The following is a 19,278-nucleotide window of genomic DNA, read 5'->3' on the forward strand; positions in this document are numbered from 1 at the left end:
CGTGCCGAGCTATCGCTACCGCGCGCTGACGCAATCCGGTGAGGTCGTTGTCGGGTCCCTCGTCGCGCCGTCGCGCGGCGAGGTCGAGCGCCGCGTCTCCTATCTCCAGTTGCTGCTCATCGAAGCCGTCGAGGACAAGCGGGCGGGCGCGTCATCAGTGGCAGGACTCTCGTTCGGCGGTCCGTCCGCAGCCGAGGTCACCACGTTCACCCGCGATCTGGCGCTGCTGCTGAAGGCCGGCGCGCGGCTCGACGACGCGCTCGACCTGTTGTCGAGCGATTCCGACATCGGCCGGCTGCGTCCGGTCGTGGCGCGCCTGCGCGCGGCCATCATGGCCGGCGAGAGCTTCGCCGATGCCGCGGCCGCGCAACCGTCGCTGTTCTCGCCGATGTATGTCTCGCTGATGCGCGTGGGCGAGGCGTCAGGAACGCTCGATCACGTCCTGACGGCGCTCGCCGGCGAACGTGAGCGGTCCGAGGCGACCCGCCGCAAGCTCGCCGATGCGATGCAGTATCCCGCCTTCGTGTTCCTGGCGGCGATCGGCGTGATGCTGTTCTTCCTCGTTGCGGTGCTCCCGAACTTCTCCGCCGTGCTGCGCGATTTCGGCGGTGGAGCCGATACGACGCTGGGCTTCTTCATGTCCTTGTCGGACGTCGTGCGCGGCAATGCTGCGGCGATCTCGCTGGGTTGCGCCGCGCTGATCGCCGGCGGGTGGTGGTTGCTGCGCCAGGCCGCGGTGCGTGCCGCGCTGACCAGCGTGATCGCGGTGACGCCGGGGATCGGCGGCATTCTGATGTTCTATCGAACCAGCCTGTTCTGCCGCAATCTCGGCCTGCTGCTGGGGTGCGGCGTGACGCTGAGCGCGGCCCTGCGCATCCTCGTTGAGGTGATGGCGGTGACCTCGCAGCGCGCGCCGTGGTCGGCCGCTGCGGATCGTGTGCGTCACGGCGGCAAGCTGTCCCAGGCGCTGTCGGCCGACAACATGCTGCCGCCGATGGCGCTGCGCATGCTCAGACTCGGCGAGGAGACGGGACAGCTGCCGACGCTCTCGACCCGGATCGCCGAGTTCTACGAAGCCAAGTTGCAGCGTTCGCTCGACCGCATCGTCGGCATCGTCGGCCCCGCCGCGATCCTGCTGATCAGCGTCGTGGTCGGCGGCCTGATCGTCTCGATCATGACGGCGCTGCTGTCCGTCACGCAACTCGTCGGCTGAATTTGAGACCATGGAGACGGACATGACTTCGAGCACGAAAGCCAACCCCGCGAGCCGGGCGCGACGCGAGAATGAGCGCGGCTTCACGCTGGTCGAGATGCTGGTCGTGATCACCATCATCGGCCTGATCATGGGGCTGATCGGCCCGCGCGTCCTGAACTATCTCAGCGAGTCCAAGACCAAGGCGGCGCGAATCCAGCTGCAGAGCTTCTCGAGCGCGCTCGATCTGTTCTATCTCGACGTCGGCCGCTATCCCTCGACCTCCGAAGGGCTTGCGGCGCTGGCGCAGCGGCCGGCCGGGTTGAACGCGTGGAACGGTCCCTATCTGAAGGGCGGGGCGGTGCCGAAGGATCCGTGGAACACGGCCTATGTCTACCGCGCGCCGGGAGATCGCGGCCCCTACGACATCATGTCCTACGGCGCCGACGGCCAGGAGGGCGGCAGCGGCACGGCGGCCGATATCGTGCTGGGAACGCAGACGAGCGCGCGCGGTGAGTAACGAGCGGCAGCGCGGCTTCACTCTGCTCGAGATGGTCTGCGTGCTCGCGATCATCGCGCTGCTGACGTCGGTCGCGCTGCCTTATCTCCCACGCCAGACCTCGCGGCCGCGATTGCAGGCCTATGCCCTCCAGGCAGCCACGTTGCTGAAGACCGATCGCGCCGCGTCGATGCGCCAGGGGATGCGGGTCGATACTCAAATCGATACGTCGCAACGCGTGATCCGCGCCGGCACGGGTGCGGCGCTGAAACTGCCCGACGATGTCTCGTTTCAGGCGATGCTGCCGCGCAGCTGTCAGCAGCGGCCGGTGCTGGCGACGATCAGCTTCTTTCCCGACGGCCTGTCCTGCGGCGGCGCGATCACCCTGTCGCGTGCCGATCTCAGCCTGGAGATACGGGTGAACTGGTTGACCGGACGGATCGACATCGTCTCGCGCGGAGCAGCTCATGGTTGACCGCGGGAAGGCCTTCTGCAGCGAGGCGGGTTTTACGCTGATCGAGGTGCTCGTCGCGCTCGCTGTGGTCAGCGTGTCCCTCGTTGCGATCGGAGCGGTGGTTGCGCGCAATGCGAACGGCGTGCGCAAGCTCGAGCAGCACGTGACTCTGGTGGCCGATGCGCGGCTCGCGCTGGCGACGATGCTGTCGGAGCGCAGCCGCCTGCAGCCCGGCCGCAGCGATCAGCGTTCCGGCTCCGGCTCGGTGGCGGTGCAGATCAGTCCGCTCGGCGGTGATTGGAGCCAGCCGGCGGGGCAGCAGGGCTGGATTCCGGAAATGATCACGCTGCAGGTGAAAACCGGCTCCGGCGCGCTCGCCAACGTGCCGACGGTTCGTCTGGTGCAAGGACCACGCGAATGAGCGCTCGCGGGCCGAGATTCCAGGAGGCCGGCTTCGCGCTGATCGAGGCGCTCGGCGCGCTCGCCATCGCCGGCGTCGTGTTGTCGGCGCTGCTCGCCGTCACCTCGCAATGGCTGCCGGCCTGGAAGCGCGGACTCGATCGGGTGCAGCGGGCGGAAATGGTGGCGGCGGCCCTGCGCAGGGCCGGCGATGATTTCGCTGCCGCGCAGTTCGTCTCCCCCAATCGGGAGCAGAAAGGGCCGTTGTTCGTGGGCCAAGAGTTCTCGGCGATGTTCGTGCGCAGCGAGCTCGGACCGAATGCCGGACATGGTCTCGACGTCGTTCGCATCGGCGAGCAGGGGACTCGAAACGAGCGTGCCGTGCTGCGCTCGCGCGCGGCGTTCGCGCCGGTGCCGGTCGGCCAATCCGTGGCAGACCAGTTCCGGTTCAGCGATCCCGCGGTGCTGCTGTCGGCGCCGTTCCGAATGTCGTTCGCCTATGCCGATCGGTCCATGGTCTGGACGACGGAGTGGCGCGATGCCACCAAGCTGCCGTTTGCCGTGCGCATGACGATCTACGACGAGAGCAGGGGGCGAGAGCCCGTGCTCGTCAGCGCCGTCAGGATCGAGGTCGATTCGCCCGGTGGCGCCTCCGTCGATGGGATCGCCGCAGGCAATGCGAGCCGGCCCTCGGCGCCGGCTCAGCCATCGCAACCGTTTCAGAGTCAGCCGATCGACTGATGACGCCGCGTTGTCCAAGCCACGCCTCGGCTCAGGGGCGCTCGACGCAGGATGGCTTCATCCTGATCGCAGCCTTGTGGATGCTGGCGGCGCTGGCGGCCCTCGTCGTGATCGTCTCGCAGCAACTGGGCAGCTCGGCGCGGCTGCTTCGGCTCGAGGATGAGGCCGTCGAAGCCGAGGCGCTGATCTCGGCCGCGACGGAATTGTCCGCCTATCGCCTGCTGCTGTCGAAGGAGGAGGATCGGCCGAAGCAGGGAGCCTTCCGCCTCACCCTGGCCGGCAACGACATCGCAGTCAGCTATGTCAGCGAGGCGGCGCGGATCGATCTCAACGCCGCGTCGAAGGAGATGCTGGAAAATCTCTTCGTCGCCGTCGGCGCCGAACGGGATGCGGCGAAAGAGCATGCCGAGCGGGTCGTCGCCTGGCGCTCCAAGCCGGCAGACGCTGCGAAGGCGCAGGCGGAGGAAGCCCGCTATGCCTCGGCCGGGCTCCAGCGGATGCCGCGGCTCGCCCCGTTCGCCCATGTCGGCGAGCTCGCGCTCGTGCTTGACCTGCCGGCGGCGTTGATCGACCGCGTGCTCCCGCTGGTCACCATCTTCAACGGGTCGCCCGGGATCGACCCCTCGATCGCGCCGACGGAGGTCGTGGCGGCGTTGCCGGGCATGACGCCGCTGATCCTGAAGGACTTCGTCAACTCGCGCGGCTCGTCGTCACAGGATGCGGATAGCCTGGCCAAGATGTTGGGTCCGGCTGCGAAGGATGCGGCCAAGGGCAAGAGCAAGGCGGTGCGTCTGCACATCGTGGTGGGACCTGCGGGCGGACTGCATCATGCTGCGACTGTGGTCATCATCCCCGGTGAAGGCGAGCAGCCCTATCGGCTGCTGGCACGGCAGGACGAAGGACCGCAACCTAGGAGCGCGCGGCAGGCGCGATCGACGCGATGAAGGTGACGGAGAGCATCGAGCACGGACTGACGGCGTGGACGGCCAGCGTGGCTGCTGCGATCGAAGCCGTCGCGGATCGGCAGCTCAGGCGCCCGCAGGTTCGTGTCACCTATCAGGGGCCCGACAATGTGGCCCTGTGGGTGCAGGCGCCTACTGGGAAATCCGAGGTCCAGCGGATCGTCGTCAATCTGGCCAAGGGCGAGGCCCGGGCTGCGCTCTCGCCGGAATGGTCGCGGATCTTGCGCGGCTCGGCGATGGAAATCCATCTGTCCAGCACCAACGTGCTGGTGCGCCCGCTCGATTTTCCGAAGCAGGCCGAGCCGTTCCTCGACGGCATGATCCGGACGCAGATCGGCCGTTTCACGCCATGGACGCTCGATCAGGCGCTCTATGGCTTCAGCGCGCCGCGCACGGCCGACAATGAGCGGATCACGCTGACGCTCGCGGCCACGCCGCGCGCCCTCGTCCAACCGCTGCTCGCCTTTGCTGATGCTGCCGGTGCGGCGAAGATCGTCGTCTTTGCGGAAGACGTTTTGAACGGCGGTGCTCCCATCCAGATCTTCAAGGCCTCGCTGCGCTCGTCGCTGGCGGGCGGCCAAGATCTCGGGCGCCTGCTCAAACTTGGCTGGCTGGCGGTTGCCGCGGCGACTGCGGTGCTGCTGGTGGCGACGACGCTGATCGGCGGATATCTCGACGGGGAGCGCGATGATGCGCAGGCGCAGGTCGCGCGGCTGCGGGCCGCGCTGCGACCCGCGATCGGCGCCTCGGCCGCGGACGGGCTTCTCGCCAAACGCAAACAGTCCAGCCCCGCCAGCGTGATCGTGCTGGAGACGCTGTCGAAGATCCTGCCGGACGGCACTTACGTCATGGAGATGCATGTGGAGAACGATCGCCTGCAGATCTCCGGCCTCACGCAGGACGCGCCGGCGCTGATCCGGCTGATCGAGCAGTCGCCGCAATTCAGCTGCGCCACCTTCTACGCGCCGACGACGCGCACCGCCGGCGAAGCGGGCGAGCGCTTTCATATCGAGGCACGCATCAACGCCTACTTCGGAGACCGGGCATGAGCTGGCTGGCACCGCTGCGTCGCATCCTGCTCGGCTCGCCGGCGATTGCCGCGGCGCTCTACGTCGCGACATTGATTGCGCTGATCTGGGCGGGGGCTACAGCCCTGGCCGACATCATCGACAAGCGCGAGCAGCTCAATGACGCCAACGCGCAACTGGCGCAGTTCGCGGGGCGTAAACGGCCGGGCGTAACGGCTACGAGCGCAGCGACACCGGGCGGTTCGGTGTTCGTCGAGGGGCGGACGGTGACCATCGCTGGCGCCGCCCTGGTGCAGCGCCTGACGGACGCCGTGGCCAAGGTCGGCGGCAACGTGCTGTCGACGCAGGTCGAGCTGCCGGCCGCGAGCGCCAATGCCAGCATGATCAGCGTGGTTGCTAATTGTGAGCTGGAGCAGCCGGCGCTGCAGCAGCTGCTCTACGACATTGAGGCCGGATGGCCGTTCCTGTTCGTCGACCAGCTTCATGTCCAGCAATCGGTCGCCGAAGCGGCCGGTGGCGCCGGGCGCCTGCGGGTGCTGCTCACCATCTCCGGGCAGTGGCAAGGACAGACGTGATGCGCTCGTTCGTCAGCCGCCGCGCAATCGCGCCGGTCATCGCTTGCATGATCGTTAGCCTTCTCGATCCGGCCTGGGGCGAGGAGGCGGATGACCCGGTCGCGTCGCTCCAGCCTGCCAGGCCCGATCTCCCGCCGCCGTCGATCAGCGCGAAACCTCCCGCCGCCATGACACCAGCGGCCACCAGCGCCAATCCGCTGTGGGACGTTCCGATCACCGCGCTGTCGGCGACGCGTGATCGTCCGATCTTCTCGCCGTCGCGGCGCCCGCCACCGCCGGTCGCGGCCCCCGTCATGGTGATGCGCGCGCCGCCCCCGCCACCGCCGAAAGAGCCGGAGCGGCCGAACCTGCAGCTCGTCGGCACGGTGATTGGCGGCGAGGACAGTTTCGGCATCTTTCTCGATCCGTCGTCGCAGACCTCGTTGCGTGTGCGCCTGGGGTCATCGCATGACGGCTGGCTGCTGCGCTCCGTCGAGTCGCGCCAGGTGACGCTGGCGAAGGATGCCGACACCGTCACCTTGCCGATGCCGATGTTAGGCCAAGCCGGAGACGATACGGTTCAGGCGCCCCCGCCGGTGCCGCGCGAGCGGATGGCGCGGCGTTCGCGCTGAGCAGCTCCAGCCGCTTACGGCAGCATGATCCAATCAGCTCCCGCGCTCTGCAACGTGAACACCGCGAGCAGGCCGATGACGAGGAACGGCCCGAACGGCAACGCCGTCGCTCCGCTCATGCGCCGCCCCGCGATGTACAGGCCCGCCACCGCCAGCAGTGCCGTGGTCGTGGCCATGAGCAGCAGGATCGGCAGGCCGGACAAACCGGTCCAGAGCGTCGCCGCCATCAGGAATTTGACGTCACCCAGGCCCAGTCCCTGACGGCCGCGGGCCATCACATAGAGGCGGCGCAGCAGCAGCAGCGCGATGCCGACGGTTGCGGCCGCAGCCCCATCCCACAAGGCCTGCGCGACGTCGAAGAGTGCTACAGTCCGAGTAAAGCCGCTGATGGCCAACAGCGCATTCATCCAGTCCGGCAGCAGGCCGCTGCGCAGGTCCGACCAGACGAGGCCGGCGCAGGTCAGGATCAGGACGATGGCGCAGATGATGTTGATGCTGTCGGTCACGCAGTCCCGATAGTCGCAGCCGCCGAGGACTGCAACATCGGCATGCTCATGCCGCGAGCGATAGTCCCGCCATCATCAGGCCGATCGCAGCGACCCAGCCGCCGACCGCGCGCACCGCGATGCCGCGCCAGGTCGAGATCGGCGCCGTCTCGGGACGCCGGAAGGTCAGGGTCAGCGCCATCACCAGCGTGATCACCACATAACCGGCAGCGGCGAGACCGGCGGCGTAGAGCACATGGTCCGTCTGCGGCGTCAGCTCGCCGGCATTGACGACGCCGCGCATCAGCCCGATGGCCAGCGCGATGACGCACATCAGCATGACGGGAATGCGCAGGGCGGACGCCAGCAGCAGCCCGAGCACGAGGATGCTCAAGGCGTCGACGAGCGGTGACATCGGCGCGAGGCCTGTCCTCGCCGCGAGCGCAAGACCGATGCAGAGGCCGAGGGGAAACACCAGGACCAGCCATCGGCCGCTGGCCGCGCCGAGCGAGCCGGCGAGCAGGCCGAGCGCCGCCCAGGTGAGCACGTCCTGCAACGTGAGCAGGGGATGCAGGGCACCGGCATAGAAATCGCCGAGGCGCGCGGAGACGATGTGTGCGTCGGCGGTCCCGCTCTGCGCCAGCAGCAGCACAGCAGCCAGCAGCGTCCGTCTCAGGCGCGCGCTCATGCTGCGACTCCGAGGCTTGCGACCAGGAAGTAGCCGCCGAGCGCGGCGATCGCGGCGCCGACACCCTGGATGATGCGCTCCCCGCCCGGCCAGCGCGCGAGCGCGCCGATCGTGATGCCGCAGGCATGAAGCAGCCCGGTGGCAACGACGAAGCCGCAGCCATAGGCCAGGGGATTGGCCGAGGTCGGAAGCTCGGCGCCATGCGCATGGCCGTGGAAGATGGCGAAGACGGCGACGATCGCCGCCGCAGCAGCGAACGGCACGCGAAGGCGCAAGGCGACGGCGAGACCGAGGACGAGCGCCGACAGCGCGATCACCAGTTCCGGGACAGGCAGCCCGATCTTGAGAATGCCAAGCACCGCGCCGAACGCCATCACCAGCGGAAACACGACCGGCAGCACCCAGATCGCCACGCCGCCGAGTTGCGCGCCCCAGATGCCGACCGCGACCATCGCCACGAGATGATCGAGCCCGGTCAGCGGATGCAGCAGTCCGCTGGCCAGACCGCCGCCGACGCCCGCCTGCTCGTGCGCAAGCAAGGGACTCGCATTGAGAGCCGACAGCAGCGCGGCGCTCGCGACAATCTGCAGGATCTTGCGCCCGATCATGATCGCTCCCTTACTCGTCATGCAGCAACCAGGACGCGGGCGAGGCGGCCCAGGAACCAGAACATCGAGACCGAGCCGATCGCGTAGGCCGGCAGCTCCACGCCCCAGCGCGGCATGACGGCGCCGAGCCGGCGATGCGCCCAGATCAATGCGAGCACCAGCGCCACGAACAGGATCTGTCCGATCTCGACGCCGACATTGAAGAACAGCAGGGCCGCCGGCAGGATCCGCCGCTCCAGCCCGAGACCCGCCAGCGCGCTAGCGAAGCCGATGCCGTGAACGAGGCCGAAGCTGAAGGCGACCGCCCAGGGATAGCGGGCGGTGAGGCCGATCTCGCCGCGCTGCTGCTTGATGATCTCGACGCCTACGAACACGATGCTGAGCGCGATGCAGGCGTTGAGCGGCCCTTCGGGAACGCCGATCAGCCCGAACGCCGTGGCGGCGAGCGAAAAGCTGTGCCCGATCGTGAACGCCGTGATCGTCTTGAACAGCCGCCAGCCGCCCTGCACGATCCAGATCAGGCCGAGCACGAACAGCAGATGATCGGCGCCGAGCAGGATGTGGTCGATTCCGAGATTGACGTAGGTCTTGCCGAGCTCGAGCCAGGTATCCAGCGTCGGCGCACCGGTGCCGAGCACGGTGACGACCGGATTGGCGGCCGAGATCGTGTAGCTGTTGGTCTTGCCGTCGAGCGAGGTGACGCGGATGATCGCTGCCGACATGTCCTCGCCGAGATTGGCGATTGTCATCTGCCCGACCAGGCCCTTGTCGCCGCAATTGAGCTCCGGCAGGCGCAGGAAGCAATGCGCGGGCATCCTGAGCTCGATGCGATTCTCGCCGTCCTTCGGCAAGGTCGTCCACCGCCCGATATAGGCGCCCGGGCGCATCTCGCGGAATTCAAGCACGGCGAGCGTCGCCTGATGCGCCGCCACGGGGCGCGGGAGCAGCGGCGCTGCGAGCGCGAGCAGAACGATGAGCAGCGCGCGCAGGCTCACGGCTCGTACCTGATCGTGTAGTTGGCCTTGAGCCTGCTCACCGCCTCCCAGGCCTGCTTGCGCGTCTCATCGGTGTGCCAGATCTTGGCCGCCTCGGCGCGGATGTCCTCGAATTTTGCCGGCGCGCCGGGCTTGCGCGCGTCGAGCCGGACCACGTGCCAGCCGTCCTTCGATTGCAGCAGCGTCCATTCCTGCAGCGGCATCTTGAGGAGATTGTCGCGGAAGCTCTGACCGAAGCCGTCGGCAAGGCTCGGGACGGGGCGATCGAGAATGGCGCGGGTCTGGTCGCGCAACTCCTCGGATTCGCGTTGCGCCTGGATGTCGTCCAGATTGCGTCGCGCGGTCGCCTCGTCGCTCGGCGGCGTCATGAAGAAGCTGACGCGCTCGGGCTCGTCGAAGCGCTGATGGTTCTCGGCGAACCAGGCTTGCAGTTGCTCGTCGGTCGGCTGCGGCACCCGGACCTGATCGAAGATCAGATATTGCAGCTTGAAGGCGACGCGGTCGCGGATCATCTCGTCGCCCCGGTCGACCCCGAGCAGCTTGCCTTCTCTATAAAGAATCTCGCTGGCCACCCAGGCCTCGGTCATCTTCTGCAGTTCGGCCTCGCTCGGCACGCGCTGCTTGTCCTCGTCGAACGTGTCGATGAAGGATTGGCGCAGCGCCTTGGTCACGGTGATGACCTTCTCGTCCTTGGCCGGCGGATGCAGAATCGCGTCGGCTGCAAAAATGAGACCGCCGAGAACGAGGAAGTGCAGCAGCGGCTCCCTGAGGAGGCCGCGCAGAACGCCGGGGGGAGGCGGAGCATCGCTCCGGCCGTGCAGCTCGCGATGGCCATCTTGCGGGGGTGCGCTTGCGGAGGCGCTCTCGAAGGTCGCCGCGTTCGACATGACAGGAGCTGACATCAATTCTTTACAATCGGACCGCGCTCGTCGGCGCGGCGGGGTTATGCAACGCCGCCCTTGCCGTTGTCACCGGGCAATCCGCGCTGTCACAAAAATTTCGCAAGCGCCCCAGTGCGCTTCATCTCGCGAAGGTCGTGGAGCAACGTCCAGAAAAATAAATCCTTCAACAAACTGTCTCCGAGTTTTGGTTTGGTCGCCGCGCGACAAGACGGCGCATCACTCGCGTTGTCATCACGGTTTTGAACTCGACGAATTCCTTTAGGGGCGACGACATGGTTCCATCTGCCAAGAAAATCCTGCTGACAGCGGCGTCGGTGACGCTCGCCTTGTCGCAAAATGCCGGCGCGGACGAGCGTTGGGGCGAGACGAGGAAGAGCAATCCGTATGTCGCCGGCGACATGCACAACCACAACACCTGCACCGACGGCTCGGTCGCAGCCGGCTATTCGATCGATCGCTCTGTCGGCAAGGGCACGGCGGCTGCCGGCGGCAACAATTTCGATCTCGACTGGTTCACGCTGGGCAACCACGGCGGCTCCGGCAATCGCGACTGCCGCTTCAGCGATGCGAGCGCCAACATCCCGGGCGACAACACCACGACCTATTGGAGCCAGACGCTCGGCAAGACCATCGACGGCATCACCGTCACGAGCCTGAAGGGTACCCCGAACGGCACCGGCACGAGCGCTACGATGTGGCGCTGGCAGTCGATCCAGGAGATCGAGTATCCGACCATCGTCGCGCGCACGGCGACCTACAACAAGGTGCTGGTCGAAGGTCTGGAATGGATCGTTCCGGGGCACGAACACACCGACGTTGCGGTCATCGCCGGCCAGAATCCTCGCGGCACCGGCAATGCCGACAAGATGGCTGAGTTCGAATACCGCTACGATCGGGCCGACACCGACGCGATCGGTCCGGTCGATAGCAGCAACAACCCGATCTGGAGCGGCAAGGACAACGTCAACAACTCCGGTTCCGCCGGTCATGGCAAGGCGCTCGCCGGCATCACCTGGCTGCAGGCGAAGTATCCGCTGCAGTCCTACGCGATCCCGACCCACACCGAGCGTCAGGGGCCGTTCAATCCGAGCGGCACCGCCGGCTACAACATCGAGCACTTCCGCGACTTCAACAATGCCGGCCCGACCGTGGCGTTCGGCATCGAGGCTCCCGGCCACATGGCCGAAGGCGGCCTGACCGGCGGCTCCGGCTCGTACAAGTCGAACGCGGTCGGCGGCGGCACCTACGGCATGCATGGCATCTACACCGCCAAGGTCGGCGGTCTGTGGGACGGCCTGCTCGGCGAAGGCCGCAACTTCTTCGTGTTCCAGAGCTCCGACTGGCACAGCCGCGGCGTCTACGGTGCGCGCGATGCCAGCACGACGGCGGACTTCATTCCCGGCGAGTACACCCGCCTCTACGTTCCGAACGAGCGTCGTTTCGACCAGCAGTCGATCATCGACGGCATGCGCTCGGGCAACTCCTACTCCGTGAACGCCCAGATCATCGGCCCCGACATGGTGTTCCGTGCCAAGGGCGAGTGGGATGACGACTGGAAGACGATGGGCGAGACGCTGGTCGTGCGTCGCGGCGAGAAGATCGTGCTCGAGATGGAGGTGACCGTCCCGGCCTCCAACAACAGCCCGTACAGCTTCAACAACCCGCTGCTGCTGCCGGTCGGCATCAAGCAGCCGCTCAACAAGCCCTCTCTCGACCACGTCGATCTGATCACCGGTGACATCACCGGCCCGATCGCGCCGGGAGCTCCGGGCTATGCGGTCGCCAATGCCGGCGGTACCGCCGGTGCTGATATCGTCTACAATCCGTCGGCGAAGATCGCGAAGCAGATCCAGGCAACCAAGATGCAGAGCTACAAACTGCGCGATGGTTCGACCCGCCTCAGCTTCCGGACCACCTTCACCGCCGGCAGCACGCCGTTCTACATCCGCGCCCGCGGCACCAACATTCCGCCGGCGACCCCGAACGTGTCCGACAGCGCCGGCAACCCGCTGCTCGACCTCAACAACGTCAATGTCAGTTGCACCGACGCGGCGTGCCCGTCGCATCTCGGCGTGGTCAACGGCGTGAAGAAGGTCACCAACGACGTGCAGGCGTGGTCGAACACCTGGTTCTATGCGAACCCGATCTTCGTCCGTACCCATGGCACGCCCGAGCTGCTGGTGGAGAAGAACAAGGAGCTGGCGCGCAAGCTCGCTCATGAGCATCACCACTGGCACGATTGGGACCACTGGGGTCATTGGGGCCACTGGGGTCGCTGGGCCTTCAACCGCGACTGATTGATCTCCATCGATCCGGCGGGCGTCGTCCCGCCGGATCTGCCATCGGCGCCGGTTCGCGAACCGGCGCCTCGTCTTTGAGATAATGCCGTGTTCGGATGCTTTCGATGTTTCGCCTGCTCAGCCTGATCATCACTGCTCTTGCGCTGTCGATTGGCAGCGCGTCGGCGCATGACGAGGAGCCGACCAAGGAGAGCTGTGACGCCGCGGTGGCCGAAGCGCGTGCGCTCGCAGCAGGCCTGCCGGCTGACGACGTCGCGCGTTATTTCGCAGAGAGGCACATCCAGCAGGCGCTGGTCGAAGCCGGCAATGGGGAGTTCGACGATTGTGTCGAGAAGGCCGAGCAGGCGGTGTTCGAGGTACGCGAGCGGCCGCATAGCCTCAAGCCTGGCGAGCGTCTGAACATTCTGCGCGCCGACGAGATCCCGTCGCGCTGAGACCTTGCGTCATCGGTCTGTCATGCATTTCGGCACATTGTCCGCGCCGTTCCGACGCGTGCAAGGCAGTCAAGGCATGGACCAGATCGAAGCTCTCTTCCCGATACCGCTGATGCGTTCGCCGGCGCTGCTGAGCGCCGAGTTGAAAGATGCAGCCGTGGCGGCGATCCGCAGCGCGAAGATCGAGACCAATCTGCGCTCCGGGCAGTTGTTTCACACCGAGGTCGCCGACCCCCGCGCCAACAATCTGTTCCAGACCATCGCCGACCTCGCCGTGCCCAAGCTGGTCGATTTCGGCGAGTTGCTGTTCGGCGAGAAGCTGAACTGGACGGTCAAGGAAATGTGGACCAACATGCTGGAGACCGGCGGCAATCAGACCCTGCACGCCCACGCCAACAGCTTCATCTCCGGCATCTTCTATTTGACGCCGTCACATCCCGGCAGCCGCACGGTGTTCGTGCGTCCGCCCGGCGGTAGCGACTTCTCGTTCCGGCACCACACGCGCAGCGCGGCCGTGGGTCCGTTCAATGCGGGCAAATATGTGCTGCCGGAAGCCGAGCCGGGCGATCTCGTGCTATTTCCAAGCTATCTCTATCACGAGGTGCCGCGCAATCAGGGCGACCAGCGCATCACCATCGCGTTCAACGCGATTCCCGATCACCTGGATTGCTGGGGCTACCGCGTCAGCTTCGGCAGCTGATTACGCAGCTATCTTCCGAACTCCTTCGACAGCAGCTCGTGTGCCTCGCGGCGCGACGGCGCTGCCGCGTCCATCGCCTGCAGCAGATGTTCTGCCGCCGCGCGATCCGTTGCGAACAGTGATCGCGCCATGTTGATCAGCGGCGCGTAGGCCGGCTCGAACTCGGGGCTGAGACGGATGGCCTCGATCAGGCCAGGCGCGGCGGCCGCGATCAGCGCTGGTCCGCGCGGATCGCCGGTCAGCGCTGCGCCGGCTTGCAGAAAGCGGTTGCGGGCCTGCCAATAGGCCAGGAGGCGTTGATCCCATGCCGCGTGCATCGAGGGATCGATCAAGTCGGTCGCGTCGGTCTTCACCTGCGCCATGACGGTCAACAGCAGCTCCCAGGGCGGCGCGGTGAGTGCCGTGACATTGCGCCGGGCATCGAAGGTGACGAACGGAAAATCGTCGGTGTTGTCGGGTCCGGCACCGGCGAACCGCGCCAGCGAGTGCGCGCCGGCCACGTACTGGCCGAGCAGATCGAGCGGCTGGACGAAGCCGAGCGGGAGAAGAACAGGACGAAGCTGCGGAGCCGAGAGCCGGGCAGCGATCCGATCGGGATCGAGGGCATGCGGCCGGCGCGATCCGACCAGAGCCAGCATCGGTGTGCGTACGCTGTAATGGTTCAGCCAGGCGGCGCCGTCGGGGAAGACCGCGAGGAAGCTTCGGATGATGGCACGCAGCGACGGTGCATCCAGCTGATAGAGCGGCAGCCATTGGCAGAACACGCCGTCGTCGCTCAGACGGCTGCGGACCGCGCCGAAATGCTCGCGCGTATACAGCGCGCCGCTGCCGTCCAGCGCGGGATGGAACAGGTCGGCGACGATCACGTCGTAGCGTTTGTCGTCGGCGACGATGAAGCGTCGCGCATCGGCGACGGTGACGGGCGGCATCGCTGGCTTGGCCGCGCCCGTGTCGAACCAGGGCAGCAGCGCCACGACCTCCGCCGACAGCTCGACCGCGCGGACATCGAGGTCCGGCATCTGCGCACCGCCCAGCACCGTCGCTCCGGTCCCGACGCCGAGGAACAGCGCGTTGCGGGGCGACGGATGCAAGAGCAGCGGCAGCATCGCCTGACGGAAATCGGAGCGCACCGAGCTGGTGCCGCCCATGCGGAAGTGGCCGTTCACCTGGAGATAGCGCGCGCCCGATGCGTCATCGACGACGCTCGCCGTCGCCATCGGTCCCTCGCGCAACGCCAGCAGCTTGCCGCCGGGCGGCATCTTCACCATGCTCGGTGCGGGCATCCACAGCAGACCGAGCCCGAGCAGGCCAGGGACGAACGCCCAACGCAGAGCTGCGCGGCGAAGCGGTAGCAGCAGCAGGTAGCTAAGCGCAATCAGCACCAGCGCGGTCCAGCTGCCGAAGGCAGGAATCAACAGCTGCGCCGCCAGCAGCGGCGCGATGGCGGCGCCGAGGCTGTTGATGCCGACCGCCCAGCCGACCGATCCGCTGATGTCGCGCACCTCCTGGATCAGCTGGCCGAACAATGCGCCCATCGCCATCGACGGCAGCAGGAACAGGATCAACGCGAGGCCAAGCTCGCCGGCAACACCGAAGCCTGCGGCCTGATCTGCAATTCCGGCGATGAGAGGTGCCGAGGCGGCCGTGCCAAGACAGGCGAAGGCGGTGATCGCCAGCAGTCCGGTCTTGCCGAAGCTCGCCGCTGAGCCGATACGTTGCCAAAGCAGGCCGCCGGCCGCGGTCCCCAGCAGGTAGGCGGTTAACAGGCAGGCGAAGCTGTAGACGGTGTCCTGCATCATCTGCGCGGCGAGCCGGACGACCAGAACTTCGAAGGCGATGCCGATGAGACCGGTCAAGAACAGCGTGGCACTCACGCGCAGGCCGATGGCGCCTGTGGCCGTGCGCGGCTCGCGCGCGGGCCGTTCGGATCCCAGTGACGAACCCAGTCGGACGGCCGCGAGTGCGCAGGCCGCGTTGACGCCGGCCAGACAAAGAAGCGTCCTCGCCAATCCGAGCGTCGGGATCAGCACGAAGGTCGACAGCAGGGTGCCGGCGACCGCGCCGGCGGTGTTCGCGCCATACACTCCGGCACTGACGGTGCCGCTGCGGCGCGCGGCCGACATCATGCGCTCGAGCGCGGTGAGCGTGCCGCCCATCGCCACGGTGGCGGGAAACAGCACGAGGGTCGGCAGCAGAAAGCTCGCACTCCACAGCAGGACGGGTGATGGGGTGGTGCCGAGCAGCGGAGCAAGCGCGCGTGCGCTCGCCGGCAGCAGCCAGATCGCACACAGGCCCCAGGTGCCGATCACCAGCTCCAGACCGGCATAGACCAGGTGCGGCCTGGCGCTCCGGCGGATTCGTCCATCCAGGACGAAGGCCCCGAGCGCGAGGCCAGCGAAGAAGCCGGCGATGGCGCCGAGCACAGCCATCATCTCGGTGCCGAGCGCCAGCGCCAGCTGGCGCGTCCAGACGATTTCGTAACCGAGACCAGCCAGACCGGAGGCTGCGGTGAGCAGCTTCATGGCCAGCAGCGGATTCGCGCCGAAGTCGTCGAGGGCCGTGATGCCAGGAGATCCGACGGACTGCTTCTCAGCGCCGACATTCGCTTCGCGCGCATCTGCATCAAGGATTTCAGTCAAGGGTCGCAAACCTGGTTCTCAAGAATCGGTCTTCGCGCGATGCGGCGCAGGGATAGGCCCGTGCGCGCTACCGAGCTCCATTGCACCCCCGACGGCCTTGTTCTGTTTGCGTTTCGTGACGGTGGTTTGACAGCCGTCTGCATCCGAGCGGCCGCCCAGTTGATGTCGCGCCGGTCGCTCGCCGGCGAGGACGGCATGGCGGGCCGGCGTGCAGCGCCAGGGGATACCGTCGGCCATGACATTCCGCGCCGAGACGTGCTATTGGGGCATCATGATCGTTCGCGAGGCGTTGGCCCCGAGATGACGTGTTCTGCGAGGCTCCCGAAGCAGGGCTGACGGGAAATCGGCTGAATTCCCGCGGCGATCGATGGACCTGCTCGATCACCTCCTGACGTTCCGGCGGCATGTTGGACAACACCCAAACGACAACGGTCGATCCGCACGGTTCGCGGCAGCGAGGCATGCTCGGCGCACTGATCGGCACAGACCCGGGGTCCGGAATGGACCGGCGCTGGACGCCTCGGATCATCGTCCTCAGCGGGCTGATCCTGGCGCTGCTGTGCGATGCCTTCGTGGCGCACATGCTGTTCGTGAACTATCGGGAGACCTACCGGACGACCGAAGCCGCCAATGGCGATCTCGCCCGCGCCCTCGAAGAATACATGCTGCGCAACATCCAGGGCGTCGACGTGCTGCTGAGCACGACGATCGGCAATCTCATCCAGAATCCGTCTCTGCTCACGCCCGGCAATCCGGCCCTGATCGACGAGCTGAAGCATCGTATCGTGCCATATCCGATCGCGAGCGGCATCGTCGTGCTCGATGCGGCGGGAAATCTGCTGGCGGATAGCGCGGGCAACGGCGGGCCCGGGCGGGAAAACAACTTCTCCGACCGGGCCTATTTCAAGGTCCAGCGGGAGAATCCCGACCGGGGTCTCTTCATCGACGTGCCCTTGGCCGCGCGGGTTCACACCGGTCTCTTCATCGCAGTCAGCCGCGCGTTCAAGACGCCCGACGGACGTTTCGCCGGCGTGGTGTTGGTGCCGGTCGACTACGAAAATCTCCGCCAGTTCTTTCTGTCGCTGAACGTCGGCCAGCGCGGCACCGTCACCTTGTACCGTGACGACGGCACGATCCTGCTGCGGACGCCGAATGCGGACGAACTCGCCGGCCGCAACGTTCGATCGAATCGTCTGTTCAGCGTCTTTCTTCCGCAAGCACCGCATGGCAGCTTCGAAGGCAGTGGAATAACTGACGGGGTCTCGCGGAGCGTCAGCTATCGACGGGTCGCGGGCTTGCCGCTGGTGGTCACCGTGGCCCGCCATCCGGTCGAGTATCTGGCCGGCTGGAAGAACAATGCATTGTACTACAGCCTCATCGCCGCCGGGCTCAATCTGCTGATCGTGGGATTCGGCTTCAGCCTGGCCCGGCAATGGCAGCTGCGCGCGACCTCCGAGCAGGCGCTGCGCGACAATCTCGAGCAGCATCAGCTGGTCACCGAAAACGTGCCTGCGCTCATCGTTCATGTCGGCGCCGATGGCCACATCCGCTACGCCAACCGTGTCGCCCGCGAATGGTATGCCGAGCCGTCCACCGAGGCGATTCGCAATCGTAAGATCGACGAGTTCATCGATCCCCTGCCAATCGAGGAGGCGAGGCCAAAGATTCAGGCCGTACTGTCCGGCAGCACGGTCGCGAGCGAAGAGAAGGCAACCTTTCCCGATGGGTGCGAACGTTGGTGCGAGACCATCCGCGTGCCGGATTCCGGTCAAGACGGGACAGTGCGCGGCTATTTCGTGCTGTCGGTCGACATCACCGAGCGCAAGCGCATCGAGGACGAGCTGCGTCAGGCGCAGAAGATGGATGCGATCGGGCAATTGGCCGGAGGCATCGCGCACGATTCCAACAACATGCTCGCAGCAACGCTCGGCAATCTCGACCTGCTGCTCGATGAATTGCCGTCCACCGACGTCTCCTGCCGCGGCATCGTCGAACGCGCCATCGAGGCGGCGGAGCGGGTCGCCGATCTCAACCGGCGCCTGCTCGCCTTCGCCCGCAAGCAGACGCTGCAGCCGCAGATCACCGATGTGAACCAGCTCGTCAGCGGCATGACGACGATCCTGCAGCGGACGCTCGGCGAGACGATCGAGATCGAGCTGGCGCAGGATCCGCAGCTCTGGCACTGCCTGATCGATCCGACTCAATTGCAAAATGCGCTGCTCAACCTCGCGCTCAACGCACGGGATGCCATGCCCGGCGGCGGGTGCCTGACGATCACGACGGCGAACGCGGTGCTCGACGAGCCGCTCGATGATGGCGACGAGCGCATCGCGCTCGGTGACTACGTCACCATCGCGGTGTCGGACAGGGGAGACGGCATGTCGCCCGACGTCGCCCGTCGTGCCTTCGAGCCATTCTTCACGACCAAGGAGTTCGGCAAAGGCAGCGGGCTCGGCCTCAGCATGGTCTATGGCTTTGCGCGGCAGTCGGGCGGCACGGTGGTGATCTCGAGCCGCGTCGCCGAGGGGACGCGCGTCACGCTCTATCTGCCGAGCGCAGGACCTGGGCTCACCGATCCGCCACGCACCGGCATCGACAAATTGTCGCGGCCGGAGACCGGCGAGCGCATTCTGGTGGTGGAGGACAATGCGCTGGTCGGCGCGATGGCGTCGACCACGCTGTCTTCGTTGGGCTACAGTCCGGTCGTGGTCATCAATGCCGGCCTCGCAATCGCCGAGCTGGAGCGGTCGAACCCGGTATCGCTGCTGCTGACCGACATCATGCTGCCGGGCGGAATGACCGGCATCGACCTTGCACGGCAGGTGCGCCGCAGGTGGCCGGACCTGCCCATTCTCTTCATGTCCGGCTTCGCAGATCCCTCGCTGGTGCCGGAAGACTTCCGCGCTACCACGCAACTTCTCACCAAGCCGTTTCGCCTGGGTCAATTGTCGGAAGCGATCGCGTGCGCCCTCGGTGGCCGCAAGAACTGAACAGAAGAGCTGAAGCGAGGCAGGCAGCGATCATAGGCCGATCATGCGCCCGTGCAGCTCATCGCCGCGTGGCGCG

Annotated in this window: 19 protein-coding genes; 13 read left to right on the plus strand and 6 right to left on the minus strand. The window is 66.6% G+C overall.

Annotation, left to right across the window (positions count from 1 at the left end; translation table 11 throughout):
- Nucleotide 1 precedes the first annotated feature (1 nt).
- Genes BRAD285_RS04800 through BRAD285_RS04840 form a run of 9 tightly spaced genes read left to right on the plus strand, consistent with a single transcriptional unit; the run spans nt 2 to nt 6,461 of the window.
- Nucleotides 2-1,213 (plus strand): type II secretion system F family protein, encoded by a 1,212-nt coding sequence (locus tag BRAD285_RS04800; RefSeq protein ID WP_006614964.1) that lies wholly within the window; start codon nt 2-4, stop codon nt 1,211-1,213.
- A 22-nt stretch (nt 1,214-1,235) separates the two neighbouring features.
- Nucleotides 1,236-1,712, plus strand: coding sequence for a type II secretion system major pseudopilin GspG (gspG, locus tag BRAD285_RS04805; protein ID WP_006614965.1), 477 nt, complete (start codon nt 1,236-1,238; stop codon nt 1,710-1,712).
- A complete protein-coding gene (locus tag BRAD285_RS04810; protein ID WP_006614966.1) occupies nt 1,705-2,166 on the plus strand; it encodes a prepilin-type N-terminal cleavage/methylation domain-containing protein in 462 nt (153 codons plus the stop codon). Before gspG ends, BRAD285_RS04810 begins: the two co-directional genes overlap by 8 nt.
- Nucleotides 2,159-2,566, plus strand: coding sequence for a prepilin-type N-terminal cleavage/methylation domain-containing protein (locus BRAD285_RS04815; protein WP_006614967.1), 408 nt, complete (start codon nt 2,159-2,161; stop codon nt 2,564-2,566). Before BRAD285_RS04810 ends, BRAD285_RS04815 begins: the two co-directional genes overlap by 8 nt.
- On the plus strand, nt 2,563-3,285 hold the full coding sequence (locus BRAD285_RS04820) for a type II secretion system protein (RefSeq protein WP_006614968.1): 723 nt from the start codon (nt 2,563-2,565) through the stop codon (nt 3,283-3,285). The genes BRAD285_RS04815 and BRAD285_RS04820 overlap by 4 nt, the downstream gene beginning before the upstream one ends.
- Entirely contained in the window at nt 3,285-4,229 is a 945-nt protein-coding gene (locus BRAD285_RS04825) for a type II secretion system protein GspK (RefSeq protein WP_006614969.1), read from the plus strand. Before BRAD285_RS04820 ends, BRAD285_RS04825 begins: the two co-directional genes overlap by 1 nt.
- A complete protein-coding gene (locus BRAD285_RS04830; RefSeq protein WP_006614970.1) occupies nt 4,226-5,296 on the plus strand; it encodes a PilN domain-containing protein in 1,071 nt (356 codons plus the stop codon). The genes BRAD285_RS04825 and BRAD285_RS04830 overlap by 4 nt, the downstream gene beginning before the upstream one ends.
- Entirely contained in the window at nt 5,293-5,850 is a 558-nt protein-coding gene (gspM, locus tag BRAD285_RS04835; protein ID WP_006614971.1) for a type II secretion system protein GspM, read from the plus strand. Before BRAD285_RS04830 ends, gspM begins: the two co-directional genes overlap by 4 nt.
- The gene (locus tag BRAD285_RS04840) at nt 5,850-6,461 is read left to right on the plus strand and encodes a hypothetical protein (protein WP_006614972.1); all 612 of its coding nucleotides are present in this window, start codon (nt 5,850-5,852) and stop codon (nt 6,459-6,461) included. The genes gspM and BRAD285_RS04840 overlap by 1 nt, the downstream gene beginning before the upstream one ends.
- A gap of 14 nt (nt 6,462-6,475) precedes the next feature.
- On the opposite strand, the gene BRAD285_RS04845 is transcribed toward BRAD285_RS04840, so the two are convergent.
- Genes BRAD285_RS04845 through BRAD285_RS04865 form a run of 5 tightly spaced genes read right to left on the minus strand, consistent with a single transcriptional unit; the run spans nt 6,476 to nt 10,139 of the window.
- Entirely contained in the window at nt 6,476-6,967 is a 492-nt protein-coding gene (locus BRAD285_RS04845) for an A24 family peptidase (RefSeq protein WP_006614973.1), read from the minus strand.
- Nucleotides 6,968-7,013: 46 nt separating this feature from the next.
- Entirely contained in the window at nt 7,014-7,634 is a 621-nt protein-coding gene (locus BRAD285_RS04850; RefSeq protein WP_006614974.1) for a HupE/UreJ family protein, read from the minus strand.
- Nucleotides 7,631-8,242: a HupE/UreJ family protein gene (locus BRAD285_RS04855; protein WP_006614975.1), complete on the minus strand. Its 612-nt coding sequence runs from the start codon at nt 8,240-8,242 to the stop codon at nt 7,631-7,633. The genes BRAD285_RS04850 and BRAD285_RS04855 overlap by 4 nt, the downstream gene beginning before the upstream one ends.
- 17 nt (nt 8,243-8,259) lie before the next feature.
- Nucleotides 8,260-9,237 carry a HupE/UreJ family protein gene (locus BRAD285_RS04860; RefSeq protein ID WP_006614976.1) on the minus strand — a complete coding sequence of 326 codons (978 nt, stop codon included), beginning with the start codon at nt 9,235-9,237 and terminating at the stop codon, nt 8,260-8,262.
- On the minus strand, nt 9,234-10,139 hold the full coding sequence (locus BRAD285_RS04865; RefSeq protein WP_244422382.1) for a peptidyl-prolyl cis-trans isomerase: 906 nt from the start codon (nt 10,137-10,139) through the stop codon (nt 9,234-9,236). Before BRAD285_RS04865 ends, BRAD285_RS04860 begins: the two co-directional genes overlap by 4 nt.
- Nucleotides 10,140-10,411: 272 nt before the next feature.
- Here BRAD285_RS04865 and BRAD285_RS04870 point away from each other — a divergent pair, with 272 nt between their 5' ends.
- The 3 genes from BRAD285_RS04870 (at nt 10,412) to BRAD285_RS04880 (ending at nt 13,573) form a co-directional block, all read left to right on the plus strand.
- Entirely contained in the window at nt 10,412-12,436 is a 2,025-nt protein-coding gene (locus tag BRAD285_RS04870) for a hypothetical protein (RefSeq protein ID WP_006614978.1), read from the plus strand.
- A 107-nt stretch (nt 12,437-12,543) separates the two neighbouring features.
- Nucleotides 12,544-12,873 (plus strand): hypothetical protein, encoded by a 330-nt coding sequence (locus BRAD285_RS04875; protein ID WP_006614979.1) that lies wholly within the window; start codon nt 12,544-12,546, stop codon nt 12,871-12,873.
- Between the two features lie 76 nt (nt 12,874-12,949).
- Nucleotides 12,950-13,573 carry a 2OG-Fe(II) oxygenase family protein gene (locus BRAD285_RS04880; protein WP_035648570.1) on the plus strand — a complete coding sequence of 208 codons (624 nt, stop codon included), beginning with the start codon at nt 12,950-12,952 and terminating at the stop codon, nt 13,571-13,573.
- An 8-nt stretch (nt 13,574-13,581) separates the two neighbouring features.
- On the opposite strand, the gene BRAD285_RS04885 is transcribed toward BRAD285_RS04880, so the two are convergent.
- Nucleotides 13,582-16,095 (minus strand): spermidine synthase, encoded by a 2,514-nt coding sequence (locus tag BRAD285_RS04885; RefSeq protein ID WP_371507687.1) that lies wholly within the window; start codon nt 16,093-16,095, stop codon nt 13,582-13,584.
- Nucleotides 16,096-16,616: 521 nt separating this feature from the next.
- On the opposite strand from BRAD285_RS04885, the gene BRAD285_RS04890 reads away from it, so the two are divergent.
- Nucleotides 16,617-19,202, plus strand: a complete 2,586-nt coding sequence (locus tag BRAD285_RS04890) for an ATP-binding protein (RefSeq protein WP_006614982.1) — start codon at nt 16,617-16,619, stop codon at nt 19,200-19,202.
- The last annotated feature ends 76 nt before the right edge of the window (nt 19,203-19,278 follow it).

This window comes from Bradyrhizobium sp. ORS 285, assembly GCF_900176205.1.
Taxonomy (GTDB): Bacteria; Pseudomonadota; Alphaproteobacteria; order Rhizobiales; family Xanthobacteraceae; genus Bradyrhizobium.

Coding starts and splice junctions, on each gene's coding strand:
- BRAD285_RS04875 (WP_006614979.1), top strand. CDS start 12,544: ATGTTTCGCCTGCTCAGCCTGATCATCACTGCTCTTGCGCTGTCGATT.
- BRAD285_RS04825 (WP_006614969.1), top strand. CDS start 3,285: ATGACGCCGCGTTGTCCAAGCCACGCCTCGGCTCAGGGGCGCTCGACG.
- BRAD285_RS04870 (WP_006614978.1), top strand. CDS start 10,412: ATGGTTCCATCTGCCAAGAAAATCCTGCTGACAGCGGCGTCGGTGACG.
- BRAD285_RS04855 (WP_006614975.1), bottom strand. CDS start 8,242: ATGATCGGGCGCAAGATCCTGCAGATTGTCGCGAGCGCCGCGCTGCTG.
- BRAD285_RS04840 (WP_006614972.1), top strand. CDS start 5,850: ATGCGCTCGTTCGTCAGCCGCCGCGCAATCGCGCCGGTCATCGCTTGC.
- BRAD285_RS04880 (WP_035648570.1), top strand. CDS start 12,950: ATGGACCAGATCGAAGCTCTCTTCCCGATACCGCTGATGCGTTCGCCG.
- gspG (WP_006614965.1), top strand. CDS start 1,236: ATGACTTCGAGCACGAAAGCCAACCCCGCGAGCCGGGCGCGACGCGAG.
- BRAD285_RS04850 (WP_006614974.1), bottom strand. CDS start 7,634: ATGAGCGCGCGCCTGAGACGGACGCTGCTGGCTGCTGTGCTGCTGCTG.
- gspM (WP_006614971.1), top strand. CDS start 5,293: ATGAGCTGGCTGGCACCGCTGCGTCGCATCCTGCTCGGCTCGCCGGCG.
- BRAD285_RS04890 (WP_006614982.1), top strand. CDS start 16,617: ATGTTGGACAACACCCAAACGACAACGGTCGATCCGCACGGTTCGCGG.
- BRAD285_RS04830 (WP_006614970.1), top strand. CDS start 4,226: ATGAAGGTGACGGAGAGCATCGAGCACGGACTGACGGCGTGGACGGCC.
- BRAD285_RS04865 (WP_244422382.1), bottom strand. CDS start 10,139: ATGTCAGCTCCTGTCATGTCGAACGCGGCGACCTTCGAGAGCGCCTCC.
- BRAD285_RS04820 (WP_006614968.1), top strand. CDS start 2,563: ATGAGCGCTCGCGGGCCGAGATTCCAGGAGGCCGGCTTCGCGCTGATC.
- BRAD285_RS04815 (WP_006614967.1), top strand. CDS start 2,159: ATGGTTGACCGCGGGAAGGCCTTCTGCAGCGAGGCGGGTTTTACGCTG.
- BRAD285_RS04885 (WP_371507687.1), bottom strand. CDS start 16,095: ATGAAGCTGCTCACCGCAGCCTCCGGTCTGGCTGGTCTCGGTTACGAA.